Origin of the sequence: Citrobacter sp. S-77, assembly GCF_963864895.1 — a bacterium.
Classification (GTDB): domain Bacteria; phylum Pseudomonadota; class Gammaproteobacteria; order Enterobacterales; family Enterobacteriaceae; genus Citrobacter; species Citrobacter murliniae.
Genome location: NZ_CAWLWU010000002.1, coordinates 4,979,306 through 4,993,663, shown reverse-complemented (window position 1 = coordinate 4,993,663; position 14,358 = coordinate 4,979,306). Strand labels below are relative to the sequence as shown.

The 14,358-nt window shown below is 51.6% G+C and carries 14 protein-coding genes; 5 read left to right on the top strand and 9 right to left on the bottom strand.

The window, feature by feature from the left end; all coding sequences use genetic code 11:
• Positions 1-156 precede the first annotated feature (156 nt).
• The 4 genes from fdnG to fdhE are packed head-to-tail and all read left to right on the top strand — an operon-like array spanning position 157 to position 5,680.
• Positions 157-3,207, top strand: coding sequence for a formate dehydrogenase-N subunit alpha (gene fdnG, locus AACS05_RS24320; protein WP_144243092.1), 3,051 nt, complete (start codon positions 157-159; stop codon positions 3,205-3,207).
• 12 nt (positions 3,208-3,219) lie between these two features.
• The gene (gene fdoH / locus AACS05_RS24315; RefSeq protein ID WP_045449238.1) at positions 3,220-4,122 is read left to right on the top strand and encodes a formate dehydrogenase O subunit beta; all 903 of its coding nucleotides are present in this window, start codon (positions 3,220-3,222) and stop codon (positions 4,120-4,122) included.
• Positions 4,119-4,754, top strand: coding sequence for a formate dehydrogenase cytochrome b556 subunit (fdoI, locus tag AACS05_RS24310; RefSeq protein ID WP_045449236.1), 636 nt, complete (start codon positions 4,119-4,121; stop codon positions 4,752-4,754). The genes fdoH and fdoI overlap by 4 nt, the downstream gene beginning before the upstream one ends.
• Positions 4,751-5,680: a formate dehydrogenase accessory protein FdhE gene (gene fdhE, locus AACS05_RS24305; protein ID WP_045449235.1), complete on the top strand. Its 930-nt coding sequence runs from the start codon at positions 4,751-4,753 to the stop codon at positions 5,678-5,680. The genes fdoI and fdhE overlap by 4 nt, the downstream gene beginning before the upstream one ends.
• Positions 5,681-5,716: 36 nt before the next feature.
• On the opposite strand, the gene AACS05_RS24300 is transcribed toward fdhE, so the two are convergent.
• Together AACS05_RS24300 and AACS05_RS24295 are read right to left on the bottom strand one after the other, a co-directional pair.
• A complete protein-coding gene (locus AACS05_RS24300; protein WP_045449233.1) occupies positions 5,717-6,091 on the bottom strand; it encodes a type II toxin-antitoxin system VapC family toxin in 375 nt (124 codons plus the stop codon).
• Positions 6,091-6,339: a ribbon-helix-helix domain-containing protein gene (locus AACS05_RS24295; protein ID WP_045449231.1), complete on the bottom strand. Its 249-nt coding sequence runs from the start codon at positions 6,337-6,339 to the stop codon at positions 6,091-6,093. The genes AACS05_RS24300 and AACS05_RS24295 overlap by 1 nt, the downstream gene beginning before the upstream one ends.
• 199 nt (positions 6,340-6,538) lie before the next feature.
• On the opposite strand from AACS05_RS24295, the gene AACS05_RS24290 reads away from it, so the two are divergent.
• A complete protein-coding gene (locus AACS05_RS24290) occupies positions 6,539-7,453 on the top strand; it encodes an alpha/beta hydrolase (protein ID WP_045449229.1) in 915 nt (304 codons plus the stop codon).
• Positions 7,454-7,577: 124 nt separating this feature from the next.
• On the opposite strand, the gene fabY is transcribed toward AACS05_RS24290, so the two are convergent.
• From fabY to AACS05_RS24255, 7 genes are all read right to left on the bottom strand, one after another.
• The gene (gene fabY / locus AACS05_RS24285; protein WP_045449228.1) at positions 7,578-8,519 is read right to left on the bottom strand and encodes a fatty acid biosynthesis protein FabY; all 942 of its coding nucleotides are present in this window, start codon (positions 8,517-8,519) and stop codon (positions 7,578-7,580) included.
• A 44-nt stretch (positions 8,520-8,563) separates the two neighbouring features.
• A complete protein-coding gene (gene dtd / locus AACS05_RS24280) occupies positions 8,564-9,001 on the bottom strand; it encodes a D-aminoacyl-tRNA deacylase (RefSeq protein ID WP_045449226.1) in 438 nt (145 codons plus the stop codon).
• Positions 8,998-9,870 (bottom strand): virulence factor BrkB family protein, encoded by an 873-nt coding sequence (locus tag AACS05_RS24275; protein WP_045449224.1) that lies wholly within the window; start codon positions 9,868-9,870, stop codon positions 8,998-9,000. The genes dtd and AACS05_RS24275 overlap by 4 nt, the downstream gene beginning before the upstream one ends.
• A complete protein-coding gene (yihX, locus tag AACS05_RS24270; protein WP_045449223.1) occupies positions 9,864-10,463 on the bottom strand; it encodes a glucose-1-phosphatase in 600 nt (199 codons plus the stop codon). The genes AACS05_RS24275 and yihX overlap by 7 nt, the downstream gene beginning before the upstream one ends.
• Positions 10,464-10,554: 91 nt before the next feature.
• A complete protein-coding gene (locus tag AACS05_RS24265; RefSeq protein WP_045449221.1) occupies positions 10,555-11,445 on the bottom strand; it encodes an aldose epimerase family protein in 891 nt (296 codons plus the stop codon).
• 30 nt (positions 11,446-11,475) lie between these two features.
• Positions 11,476-12,801 carry an MFS transporter gene (locus AACS05_RS24260; protein WP_045449219.1) on the bottom strand — a complete coding sequence of 442 codons (1,326 nt, stop codon included), beginning with the start codon at positions 12,799-12,801 and terminating at the stop codon, positions 11,476-11,478.
• A 102-nt stretch (positions 12,802-12,903) separates the two neighbouring features.
• Entirely contained in the window at positions 12,904-14,337 is a 1,434-nt protein-coding gene (locus tag AACS05_RS24255) for an MFS transporter (RefSeq protein ID WP_045449214.1), read from the bottom strand.
• Positions 14,338-14,358: the final 21 nt, after the last annotated feature.

Below are 14,358 nucleotides of genomic sequence, written 5' to 3'. Positions count from 1 at the left end.
GTGGTATTCTTTACAAACCCCTCCTGGACGGAGGGAAATTCACCCAATTCTGGACCTTTGCGGTCCCGTCCGCAAAGAAAAATAACAACCACTTCCCTCGCGTTCGCGTTACAAAAAACGAAGGGAACGTGACAATGTCGAAACAAGGAGCGAACCATGCAGGTCAGCAGAAGGCAGTTCTTTAAGATCTGCGCTGGCGGTATGGCAGGCACCACGGCAGCGGCACTGGGCTTTGCACCCGGCGTAGCGCTAGCGGAAACACGGCAATATAAATTGCTGCGCACCCGCGAAACCCGTAACACCTGCACTTACTGTTCCGTTGGCTGTGGACTGTTAATGTACAGTCTCGGTGACGGAGCAAAAAACGCCAAAGCATCCATCTTCCATATCGAGGGTGATCCGGACCATCCGGTCAACCGTGGTGCGCTTTGCCCTAAAGGGGCCGGTCTGGTGGATTTTATCCATTCCGAAAGCCGCCTCAAATTCCCGGAATACCGCGCGCCTGGCTCCGATAAATGGCAACAAATCAGTTGGGATGAGGCATTTGACCGCATCGCTAAACTGATGAAAGAAGACCGCGACGCAAACTACGTTGCGCAGAACGCCGAAGGCGTTACCGTTAACCGCTGGCTTTCTACCGGGATGCTGTGTGCTTCCGCTTCCAGTAATGAAACCGGCTACTTAACGCAAAAATTCTCTCGCGCGCTCGGTATGCTCGCGGTCGACAACCAGGCGCGTGTCTGACACGGACCAACGGTAGCAAGTCTTGCTCCAACATTTGGTCGCGGTGCGATGACCAACCACTGGGTCGACATCAAAAATGCCAACCTTATCGTGGTGATGGGCGGTAACGCCGCTGAAGCTCACCCGGTCGGATTCCGCTGGGCGATGGAAGCCAAAATTCATAACGGCGCGAAGCTGATTGTGATTGATCCGCGCTTTACGCGAACTGCTGCGGTGGCTGATTTTTATGCCCCAATTCGTTCTGGTACTGACATTGCATTCCTGTCAGGCGTTTTGCTGTACCTGCTGAATAACGAAAAATTTAACCGCGAATACACCGAGGCCTATACCAACGCCAGCCTGATTGTGCGTGAAGATTATGGCTTCGAAGATGGCCTGTTCACCGGCTATGACGCGGATAAACGCAAGTATGATAAAACCAGTTGGAACTACGAGCTGGATGAAAAAGGCTTCGCCAAACGCGATGTCACCCTGCAACATCCGCGCTGTGTCTGGAACCTGCTGAAAACGCACGTTTCCCGCTACACGCCGGACGTCGTAGAAAACATCTGCGGTACGCCGAAAGCCGACTTCCTGAAAGTCTGCGAATATATCGCTGAAACCAGCGTGAAAGATAAAACCGCCTCGTTCCTGTACGCGCTGGGCTGGACACAACACTCCGTTGGTGCGCAGAACATTCGTACCATGGCGATGATCCAGTTGCTGCTTGGCAATATGGGTATGGCTGGCGGCGGTGTTAACGCCCTGCGTGGTCACTCCAACATCCAGGGGCTGACTGACTTAGGTTTGCTGTCACAAAGCCTGCCAGGCTATATGACGCTGCCAAGCGAAAAACAAACTGATCTGCAAACCTACCTTGCTGCTAACACACCAAAACCGTTGCTGGAAGGTCAGGTAAACTACTGGGGCAACTACCCGAAATTCTTCGTTTCGATGATGAAGGCCTTCTTTGGCGATAAAGCGACAGCGGAAAACAGCTGGGGCTTCGATTGGCTGCCGAAGTGGGACAAAGGGTATGACGTTCTGCAGTACTTCGAGATGATGAACCAGGGCAAAGTGAATGGCTACATCTGCCAGGGCTTCAACCCGGTTGCCTCATTCCCTAACAAAAACAAGGTCGTGGCTTCACTGTCGAAACTGAAGTTCCTGGTAACTATCGATCCGCTCAACACCGAAACGTCCACCTTCTGGCAAAACCACGGTGAGTCAAACGATGTTGATCCCTCGAAAATCCAGACTGAAGTTTTCCGCCTGCCGTCCACCTGCTTCGCGGAAGAAAACGGTTCTATCGTTAACTCTGGTCGCTGGCTGCAATGGCACTGGAAAGGTGCGGATGCCCCAGGGATTGCCGCCACTGACGGTGAAATCCTCGCCGGTATCTTCCTGCGTCTGCGTAAAATGTACGCCGAACAGGGCGGCGCAAACCCGGAACAGGTGCTGAGTATGACCTGGAACTACTCCACACCACATGAACCGGCTTCGGAAGAAGTGGCGATGGAGAGTAACGGTAAAGCGTTGGCCGACATCACCGATCCGGCTACCGGCGCGGTTATCGTCAAGAAAGGACAACAGCTTAGCTCGTTTGCCCAGTTGCGCGATGACGGTACGACCTCCAGCGGTTGCTGGATTTTCGCCGGAAGCTGGACGCCGGAAGGCAACCAGATGGCGCGTCGCGATAACGCCGACCCGTCGGGCCTTGGCAATACGCTGGGCTGGGCATGGGCATGGCCGCTCAACCGGCGCATTCTGTATAACCGTGCCTCCGCTGACCCACAGGGTAACCCGTGGGATCCGAAGCGCCAGATCCTGAAATGGGATGGGGCGAAATGGAGCGGGATGGATATTCCGGACTACAGCGCCGCCGCACCTGGCAGCAATGTCGGACCGTTTATCATGCAGCCCGAAGGTATGGGACGTCTGTTTGCTATCGATAAAATGGCAGAAGGCCCATTCCCGGAACACTACGAGCCGTTTGAAACCCCACTGGGGACTAACCCGCTGCACCCGAACGTTATCTCTAACCCTGCCGCCCGTATCTTTAAAGGCGACGAAGAAGCACTGGGGAAAGCAGATAAGTTCCCGTACGTCGGGACAACGTATCGCCTGACCGAGCACTTCCACTACTGGACCAAACATGCGCTGCTGAACGCCATCGCCCAGCCAGAACAGTTTGTAGAAATTGGTGAGAAGCTGGCGAATAAGCTCGGTATATCCCACGGCGATACTGTCAAAGTCTCCTCTAACCGCGGCTACATTAAAGCCAAAGCAGTGGTGACAAAACGCATTCGCACGCTGAAGGCAAACGGTCAGGATATCGACACTATCGGTATTCCTATTCACTGGGGCTACGAAGGCGTGGCGAAAAAAGGCTTTATCGCTAATACGTTAACGCCATTCGTCGGTGATGCGAACACGCAGACACCGGAATTTAAGTCCTTCCTCGTGAACGTGGAAAAGGTGTAACGGAGACGACCTATGGCTTATCAATCGCAAGACATCATTCGTCGTTCCGCCACTAACGGTTTCACGCCCGCGCCTCAGGCGCGGGACCATCAGGAAGAGGTGGCAAAGCTTATCGACGTCACCACCTGCATCGGCTGTAAAGCATGTCAGGTGGCGTGTTCGGAATGGAACGATATCCGTGATGAAGTGGGTAACAACGTTGGGGTATATGACAACCCGGCTGATTTAACCGCCAAATCCTGGACGGTGATGCGTTTCTCGGAAGTGGAACAAGACGACAAACTCGAATGGCTTATCCGTAAGGATGGCTGTATGCACTGCGCCGATCCGGGCTGCCTGAAGGCATGTCCGGCTGAAGGCGCAATCATTCAGTATGCCAACGGTATCGTCGACTTCCAGTCCGAGCAGTGTATTGGCTGCGGTTACTGCATCGCGGGCTGCCCGTTCGACGTGCCACGACTCAACCCGGACGATAACCGCGTCTATAAATGTACGCTGTGCGTTGACCGTGTCGTGGTCGGGCAAGAACCGGCCTGCGTGAAAACCTGCCCAACCGGCGCGATTCATTTCGGTACCAAAGAGTCGATGAAAACGCTGGCAGGCGAGCGCGTGGCGGAGCTGAAAACTCGTGGTTACGACAATGCGGGTCTGTACGATCCAGCGGGTGTTGGCGGTACGCACGTAATGTATGTATTGCACCACGCCGACAAGCCGAATCTGTATCACGGCCTGCCGGAGAACCCGGAAATCAGCGCCACCGTGAAGTTCTGGAAAGGCATCTGGAAACCCCTCGCAGCCGTCGGCTTTGCAGCGACATTTGCGGCCAGTATCTTCCATTACGTCGGTGTCGGTCCGAACCGTGCGGAAGAGGAAGAAGACAATCTGCATGAAGAAAAAGACGAGGTGCGCAAATGAAACGACGTGACACCATCGTGCGCTACACGGCGCCGGAACGCATCAACCACTGGATCACCGCCTTCTGTTTCATCCTGGCGGCAGTGAGCGGGATGGGCTTTCTCTTCCCGTCTTTTAACTGGCTGATGCAAATTATGGGCACTCCACAACTGGCGCGAATTCTGCACCCGTTTGTCGGTGTGATCATGTTTGCCTCGTTTATCATCATGTTTTTCCGTTACTGGCACCACAATCTAATCAATCGGGATGATATCTTTTGGGCGAAGAATATTCGTAAGATCGTCGTCAACGAGGAAGTAGGTGACACGGGACGTTATAACTTCGGCCAGAAATGCGTATTCTGGGCGGCGATTATCTTCCTGGTCCTGTTGCTGGTGAGTGGAGTGGTCATCTGGCGTCCATATTTTGCGCCTGCTTTCTCAATCCCGGTGATCCGATTCGCGTTAATGCTGCATTCATTTGCCGCAGTAGCGTTAATTGTGGTTATCATGGTGCACATTTACGCCGCCCTTTGGGTGAAAGGCACCATTACCGCGATGGTGGAAGGATGGGTCACCAGTTCATGGGCGAAGAAACATCACCCACGCTGGTACCGTGAAGTCCGCCAGAAACAGGAAAAGTCATCTGAATGAGTATTCGCATAATCCCGCAAGATGAGCTGGAGAAGAGCGATAAACGCACGGCGGATATGATTCCGCCGTTATTATTCCCCAGGCTCAAAAATTTGTATAACCGCCGTGCTGAACGTCTGCGCGAGCTGGCTGAAAACAACCCGCTGGGTGATTACCTGCGCTTTGCCGCGCTGATCGCCCATGCACAGGAAGTGGTGCTGTACGACCATCCGCTGCAGATAGACCTGACCGCACGCATCAAAGAAGCAAACGATCAGGGCAAGCCGCCGCTGGATATCCACGTCCTTCCACGCGATAAGCACTGGCAAAAGCTGCTGCAATCGTTAATTGCTGAGCTGAAACCGGAAATGAGCGGTCCTGCTTTAGCGGTGATCGAGAATCTGGAAAAAGCCTCAGAGCAAGAGCTGGAACTGATGGCCAGTGCGCTGTTTGCTTCTGATTTTGCGTCTGTCAGCAGCGATAAAGCGCCGTTCATCTGGGCCGCTCTGTCACTCTACTGGGCACAAATGGCAAGCCTGATCCCCGGAAAAGCGCGTGCAGAATACGGTGAGCAACGCCAGTTCTGCCCAGTGTGCGGTTCGATGCCAGTTTCCAGTATGGTGCAAATTGGTACCACTCAGGGGCTGCGCTATCTGCACTGCAACTTGTGTGAAACCGAGTGGCACGTCGTGCGCGTGAAGTGCAGCAACTGCGAGCAAAGCCGTGATTTGAACTACTGGTCACTGGATAACGAGCAGTCAGCTATTAAAGCTGAAAGCTGTGGCGACTGCGGAACTTACCTGAAGATTTTATATCAGGAAAAAGACCCTAAAGTAGAAGCTGTTGCCGACGACCTCGCCTCACTGATGCTGGACGCGCACATGGAACAAGAGGGTTTTGCCCGCAGTTCCATCAACCCGTTCCTGTTTCCGGGAGAGGGAGAGTAAATTCTCTGTTGTACCGGGCGGCGTAAGTCGCCCAAGTTACCATTCGTATGGCGTCGTCACGCCCGGTATTCCGGCAAAGTCCCTGGTGTTACGCGTGACCAGTTCAAGGCGATGAACCTGCGCTGTCGCCAGAATAATGGCATCCGGAAGTTTCATCCCATACTCCTGGCGCAAAGCAACACTTCGCTCGGCAATTTCCTGCGATACACCGATAACATTAAATGCGCTCATCGCAACGCGCGTGCGGTGCTCCTGATTGTACTTTTTGGCACCAACCATCACTTCCATCCAGGTAATAAGGCTAATCGCATTCTGCGGCGGCCATGCATCTAACGCTTGTTTTGCTTCGCGCCGCCCGCTGAATAAGTCGATTAAAATATTGGTGTCAAAAAGTGCCGATCCATTAGCCATTACCACTCCTCACGCAGTTTGCGCTGGTATTCCACACCGTCTTCTTCACAGCCCTGCCATAAGCCAAGTGCGCTGGAAATCGTGGTTTCTGCCTGCTCCTGTCTTTCCAGATATTGCTCAACCGCCTCTCGCAACAGTTCCGCGCGGGGAAGATTGCGCTGCACTTTGAGATCGTCCAGTCGTTTAATCACTTCATCTGATAAATCGAGTAAAATTCGGCCCATACCAAGTCCAATCATCACGCTCATATATATCTCCAGTATATCACTCAAGATTAAAACACGAGCAATTTATACCCGGTAAATTCTAAAGAGAAGAGCTCTGCGAGTGGTTAATTTACTTTTGCGAGCCGCTTTCCAGAATCACTGTCCAGACAAAATTCTCCATTTTCTTTTGCTAATATCCAGGCTATAACACTGTATATTCACACAGGTTAAAGACAAAAAAATGGCACTGGAAAATGGAATTGCACAGCTGGTTGAAGAGTTTATTGCAGCGGGTCGCCCTTCTTCACGCACACAGAGTATTGATGACCGGAGAGCAGGGTACATCGCCAGTACCGTGCTCGCCGGGGAAACAGAAACCCACGTACAGGTTGAAGATATTGAACTCGATGCCATGACATTTCGCGTCGTTTCGCCGCCCGGCGTCTCGGGTTTACTGCCCTGCGTCATCTATTATCATGGTGGTTGCTTTGTCAGCGGTGGATTTACGACACATGATAACCAACTGAGGCAACTTGCCTGGTACAGCGGCTGCCGGGTGATTGCGGTGAAGTACCGCCTTGCGCCAGAACACCCTTTCCCGGCAGCACATGATGATGCCGAAAGAGGGTCTAATATCATCTGGAAGTATGCCGAGAAACTGGGTGTAGACCGCAATAACATCACGCTTACTGGCGATAGCGCGGGCGGGCATCTGGCGCTGGTCACCGCACTACGCCTGAAAGCCAAAAATATCTGGCAACCCGCCAAGCTTATTCTGATTTACCCAATGCTGGATGCAACCGCCAGGTTTGAGAGTTACACCCGTAATGGGCAGGATTACATCATTACTCGCGACACGCTGCTGTCTGGCTATGAGATGTATTTGTCGCATACCGATCCTCTCCACCCTGAGGCCAGCCCATTGTGGAGGGATGATTTCAACGGATTACCACCCACACACATCATTACTGCTGAATTTGACCCACTACGCGATGAAGGTGAAGCCTTGTATCAACGGTTCCTGGAGCAAGATGTGGAATGCACCTGCCAGCGTTATTTCGGTGTCATCCACGGTTTTTTTCAGCTTGCAGGTATTAGCCATGCGGCACGCAATGCTATACGTGACGTGGCCTGGAGAGTGGGATACCTTCAATGATGTAGTAAAAACTATTTCTTTGTGAAGCCAAAGGTGCAGCGAAGCCGAGCATCACAAGGCGCTCGCAGCACCCTGTAATCTTCCGGCAGACGCGTTCATCGAATAAAAAGGAATCCCTTTCTGATTACTCTTCCTCGTTGCCGCCCTCTTCCAGCGGTCCGAAGGGTTTCGCAGGCAACACGATGTACGTGCCTTCAAATACCACGCCCGCCGTATCATCGCCAAACAGCTCTACCTGCATCTGAACTCGCGCCTTGCGGCCTCTCGCCAGACGGTCGAGGTCTCCACTCAGTGAGCCCAGATCAGCGATGGCAGTGGGTTTCCCGGTGATAGGCCTGCTGTATCGGATATGTGCGTCGGCGAGGATAATTGTCCCGCCCAGATGGCGCTCGCGTAACATCAACCAGATGAGTCCCCAACCGGTTAATGTCGCCAGTGAAAACAGGCTTCCCGCGAACAAGGTATGGTGAGGATTCTGATTGCCGGTCTCGGGCATCGTCGTAATAAATTTTTGCCCGGTATACTGCTGAATACGCACACCCATCTTCTCACTCAACGGAATATGCTCGTACCAGGCTTGCTGTAACTGCCCACACCAGTCACCACGATGGAGAATATCATCCAGCGTAGCGATGGGTTTAATCATCAAAAAGTGGCGCACTGGCGTGGTCTGCGGCGTGGTAATTTCTCCCTGACTCACAAATCCCAGCTTGGCGAAAAATTCGACTGCGTCTTCACGGGCGCTGCAGGTTACGCGCTTAACGCCTTCCTGACGCGCCACAGACTCGAGGGTCATCGCCATTAGCGTTCCCAGTCCCTTCTCCTGTACTGACGGATCAACCGCCATAAAGCGTATAGAGGCTTCGTTATCCGCATTGATGTACAGACGGCCTACAGCAACTAGATTACCCTCTTCATCCACCACCATCTGGTGATGAGCCATGGCATCCCAGGCATCCCGTTCTGAGCCTTTTGGCTGGTGCAGCGGTTTACGCAGCATCTCCCAGCGGAACTGGTAGTAACGCTCCAGTTCTTCTTCTGTTTGCGGTACTCGAAGGTGATACATAGTTGTATTCTCTCTTGTTACCCGCGACCACGCCGGAAGCTGGTTCATACCTGTAACCAGAACGTCACGGGGCCATCATTAACCAGTGAAACCTGCATATCAGCAGCGAATCGTCCGGTCTGCGTGTTCATTTCCTGCTGACGGCAGCGCTCAACGAAGTACTCGTACAGCGCCTCTGCCCGATCGGGTGCCGCACCCTTTGAAAATCCGGGGCGCATACCGCGTTCGGTATCTGCTGCCAGCGTAAACTGTGATACCACCAGCACACTGCCACCGGCCTGCTGCACGTTCAGATTCATCTTACCTTCGGAATCACTAAAAATTCGATATCCGAGCACGCGTTCACACAGGCGGTTCGCTTTCTGTTCATCATCATCCTTTTCGACACCTAATAAGACCAAAAGTCCTGGGCCGATTTCACCCGTCACCTCGCCCTCCACGGTGACGCTGGCACGGGTTACGCGCTGAATTAATGCAATCATGGTTGCTCTGCTTCTTCTTGTTCTGCGGCTTGTTTAAGTTTGCGGTATTCCCCGAGAGTGACAGTTATTTCCGCGCCTAGCAAGACGATACACCACGTCCAGTACACCCAGACAAATAAAATGGGGATCACCGCCAGGACACCGTAAATAAGCTGATAAGACGGGAACATAGTGATGTAGAGCGCAAATCCTTTTTTCCCGGCTTCGAACAAAACGGCGGCGACAAATGCCCCGATCACCGCATCGCGATTGGGTACGCGCGTCGTGGGTACGATGCTGTAAAGCAGCCAGAATGAGAGCCAGGAGAGCACCAACGGAAAAATGCGCAGTACATCATCAATGACTGAGTTGAGATCGCTGGCCCAGCGAAGTGACAACAGATACGAGCTGATTGCCAGGCTGGCCCCTGCCAACAGCGGACCCAACGTTAAAATCATCCAGTAGACAGCAAAAGAATACACTTTAGGCCGTGTACGCTTGCTACGCCAGATGGTATTCAACGCGCTGTCTATGGCATACATCAGCAATAGCGCCGTCACAATCAGCCCACACGCGCCAACCGCCGTCATTTTGTTTGAGTTTGCGACAAACTGTTCGATATAACGCTGAATGACATCACCTGTCGCCGGGATAAAATTAGCAAAAATAAAATGCCGTAGCTGAATGCTGACGTCAGAAAACATCGGAAATGCGGCGAAAAGAGCAAAAACAACGGCGATAAGCGGCACTAATGAGAGCAATGAAACGTAGGCAAGATTTCCTGCCAGCGTCGTCATATTGTCCTCATCAATGCGATGCCATAATAGCTTAAGCCAGGCCCATACAGGACGCGTATGATGCCGGGCTTTTTGGTGTACATTTTTTAGCATAACAACTTCGCGAAATAGTCAGGAATGGTCGTTTTATCGACGACCTGGATACTGGTGATCCCTAGCCGGTTAGCCCCTTCAATATTATCGGCGTTGTCATCAAAAAAGACCGCATCCGCAGCGGAAAAACCTTCAGACTGCAGGACATGCTGGTAAATCCGCGCTTCCGGTTTACGCATGCCGAGTTCCTGGGAAAGATAAATATGGTCAGCAGCCTGACGAACTTCAGGATACTCATCCGGCCAAAACGTCGTGTGCAAGCGGTTGGTATTCGAGAGCACGACCACGCGATGCCCTTGCTCACGCAGTTTATGCATAATGTCGATCACTTCAGATCGTAATGCGACGAAAACAGCCTGCCAGCCATGAGAGAACTGCTCATAACTCAACGGAAGCGCCATGTCATGGCACAGAGCCTCGGCAAAGGCCTCATCCGTTATTTCACCCCGTTCATGCTGGTGAAAAGCATCTCCCATGGTAAAACTTTGCTTCAACGAAGCCAGCGGTACACGACTCAGATCGCTCCATGTACCTAACACGCGATTGAAGTCGATATCGACAATCACATTACCCAAATCAAAGATATAGAGCATGCCCTTCTCCTTACTCGCCGTGGATGAATAACTGTAGCGGGAAAGGAGAAGTTTGACTATGAGTCCCTGTCGGGATTATTCGGTAATTACCTTAGTCTTCATGACTAAATTGCCAGCGAGACTCAATCACCAGTGGAAGATCGACGCTGACAAATTGTGGCGTCACATTTATTGCATTCGGTGCCTGAGTGAGCGGGTTGACACAGGTTGCATCGGGCTGTTTATCAAAGACAACCAGACTTTGTGCAGCCGATGTCATCACCATGCTCAGCTTTCCTGGCCATTGTAATCTGACATGAAGATCGGCATTAAAACCAAAGCAGTCATCCCATGGACCAAGCTGCGGAGAGACCTTGTTGCCTGTCGGTAGTTCATTACTTCCAGCTTCTTCCTGCCAGTCGGCATTAAAGCTCACCCGCAATTCCTCATCTTCATGCTGCGCATCCAGGTGTTTAACAAACCAGGGGTGCCAACCTGCTGATGCCGGAAAGGTTTCTGACATAGAACGAATTTCTAATCGCAGAATTAGCGCGTTGTCTTCTAGGGCTAGCGTTTGCAAGACCTCACCCTGCCAAGGCCAAGGCGCACCCAACGGCATACGCAGCGTCAATTTATCTTTCTTATGTTCAATAATTTCCCATGATGAATAACAAGCCATACCGTGCAAAGCATGGGGGGGCTTATTAGCCGGTAAATCATACTGCTTCTCACCCACTTTCAGCGTTGCATACCCGAGGCGCCCCGCCCAAGGGACCATGGGAAAGCAGCCATATTGAAACGCCCTGCGCTGCGGTTCCCATTGCCTCAAGACTTCAAAGCCAAATGCCTGTAGCGAGGTAATTCTGGCACCATCACGCGGAAAGACCTGAAGACGGAGATGGCCATTTTCCAGCAAAACCGGTTGGCCGATAGGCCCTGGCCAGGGGGCATCAAACGCACGCTGTAATGCTTGTTGATGTTCGGTACTCAGTTCAGTATTCATTTAATTTTTCTCTGATATTTAGGTAAGAAGTTAATTATTGTTAGCGTCATTTTTGTTGTCCGAATGTGGCTCAATAAGCCAGACGCAAATAAATGAAAGTATTGAGATAACAAACAGAAACAGTGCTACATACCACGGCTTACCGCCACCCAGAGCCAGCAAACTGGAGGCAATCAACGGGCTTAACCCGCCCAGAATGGCAGAAAACTGATAGGCAAATGACAGCCCCGTATAACGAACCCGGGTACCGAACATGCGGGTAAACAGCGTGGGCTGTACCGCAAACATCATCGTAGGCCCCAGGTTATAACCAAGGATCATGCAGCCCCAGATGATAAGAGTGTTCTTTGTGTCCAGCAGCAAGAAGAAGGGGAACGCAAACAGAATACAAAAGCCCGCCCCGAGCAGGTACATTTTCCGTTGCCCGACACGATCAGAGATCCAGCCAATTAACGGACAACTCACAATACCAATCGCTGAAGCGATCAGCATACCGTTGAGTGGGATATCCCTTGATAACGCCAGTTGACTGGAAATATAGACAATCCCAAACGCGTTGATGATGTTCGATGAAACACTCTCTGCCAACCTGGCACCAAGCGCCAGCAGAATATTGCGCGGGTGTTTACGGAAGAGTTCAATCAGCGGAGGAGTCGATTTGGCCTGCGTTACAGCATTTTTTTGCTGTCTAAAATCCAGAGTCTCTTCGGTATGAAGTCGTATGAACATCCCCACAATTAACATGATGGAGGATAACCAAAATGGGATACGCCATCCCCAGGAAAGAAATTCCTCCTGGGTCAGGAAATGGTTACACAGTGCGAATACGCCCGTTGCCAGCATAATTCCGACTGAGGCCGCCGTTTGCGGGAGCGAACCTAAAAATCCACGCTTCGCCTCGGGAGCAGATTCAATGGTCATCAACGCCGCTCCACCATACTCGCCTCCCAAACCAAACCCCTGAACCAGACGCAAAATCATCAATATAATCGGCGCCCAGATACCAATATCCTGGTATGTTGGTATAAAACCGATTAAAAACGTTGAGGAGCCGACAATTGCTAATGTCCAAATCAGCGTTATTTTGCGGCCAACTTTATCGCCGAAATGACCAAAAACAATGCCACCTAGTGGACGGGATAAAAAGCCCACGCCAAAGGTTGCGAAAGCGGCAATCAAACCAATAAAAGGATCACTATCAGGGAAAAACAGGGGAGCAAAGACCAGTCCTGCCGCCGTTCCGAAAATAAAAAAGTCGTACCATTCCATCAACGCTCCAGCAAAACTCCCCATGACAACACGCCTCATGGCTTTGCCGGATAGTTCTTTCCCTGGTGTATGTTCTTTTTCAGCCATAATTTTCCTCTCCGGGTCGGCGAGAAATCTGCTCAACAGAATCACTTAAAGACGGAGGATTTTTATGAGAAAGCGCGCCTACACATGCGACGCGCTTGCTTGTTATTTCTCCAGCTCAGCCAGCACCTCAGCATCTTCAGCATCAACATTTGCACCAAGTGGTTCCCACTTAATCAATACACATGTCAGAAAGCCGAGGAAAGGAACAATTGCCAGCCAATAGAATGCTTCTGTCTTTAATGCCCCCCACAACATAGGCCAGAAGATCAACCCAGCTATCGCCCCCGTACGCATAATGGCACGCGCGAATCCTACACCGGTCGGACGAATGGTTGGCGGATAAGAAAGCGTGGCGATGGTCATTCCCAGACCACCAGGGCCAGCAGAGTGGAAGAAAATAATTGCGCCCAACAACCCTAAAGAAAGCCATGGATTTGTGGTTGCCAGCGTTCCTAATGCCAGCAACGCTACCGTCACGACAGCGAATCCATACATTGACTGAAGACGTGTCCCCAGCCGCTGGAGAATAAGTGAGCCGATCAATCCCCCGGTAATTCCACATAACGCATTCACAACTGCGGAACCGCTAAGCGCGCCGGTTAATCCTCCACTCAGTATTCCCGCCAGAGTCAACGGTAAATAAACACCCACAGCGTTATATTGCCAAGCCTGCATTGTCGCCACGACGCAACCGAGGATGGTACGTTTGCGGTAACGTGAATTAAATAAGATGCCATATCCACCGTGAAACTTACTTTCTGTTTTTTCGGAGGAAATATCATTGTTTTTTGACGTGGCAGCAACGCGAGCATGGACACCATAACGTTTTGCCAGAATACCGCAGGCTTCATCATAACGTCCGACTCGCGCAGCCCACATTGCAGACTCACCAATAAAGAAGTAACGCAGGATCATGATAATGACGGCAAAAATAGCGCCAATGAAAATCCCATAGCGCCACAATTGCTCTTCAGCAATACCCGACAGCAGCAGCGGGAGCAGCACAAGATAGACAACTGTAGTTGAGACATACCAGGCCATTTGCCAGAGGTTAACTGACGAACCAGTCTTCCTGGAGGTTGAACCTCGTAGTTCCGCAACTGCGTTTGTTGCCAGAGGGAAATCAATGCCCAGGCCAAATCCCATAATCACACGGCACACTAGCACCCACCATATATTGGGGGCTATCGCGACAGCTGCTGCACCAATCGTGCACAACCCCATCCCGATGATAAATGCACGCTTTTGACCAAAGCGGTTAATCACACGGTTCGCCAACAACCCACCAATCAGGGCTGCAACTAAAACAGATGCGTTGACCGTTGCCGCAAGGCCCGGTGAAATACCAAATTGCAGTGCGATATATTTGTTACCAAACCCCACCATCGCCGCCTGATAAGCATCAATAAGAATACCGCCCAGAGCGATAAAAATGATGCCGACACTGGTGTTTACTGCTGAATGTTTATTAACAATATCAATCACGTCCTGGGGACGACCGATCGAATAAGGTGCAGGACTGGTGATGTGACTCATCGCAGTATCCTTTTTCATTGT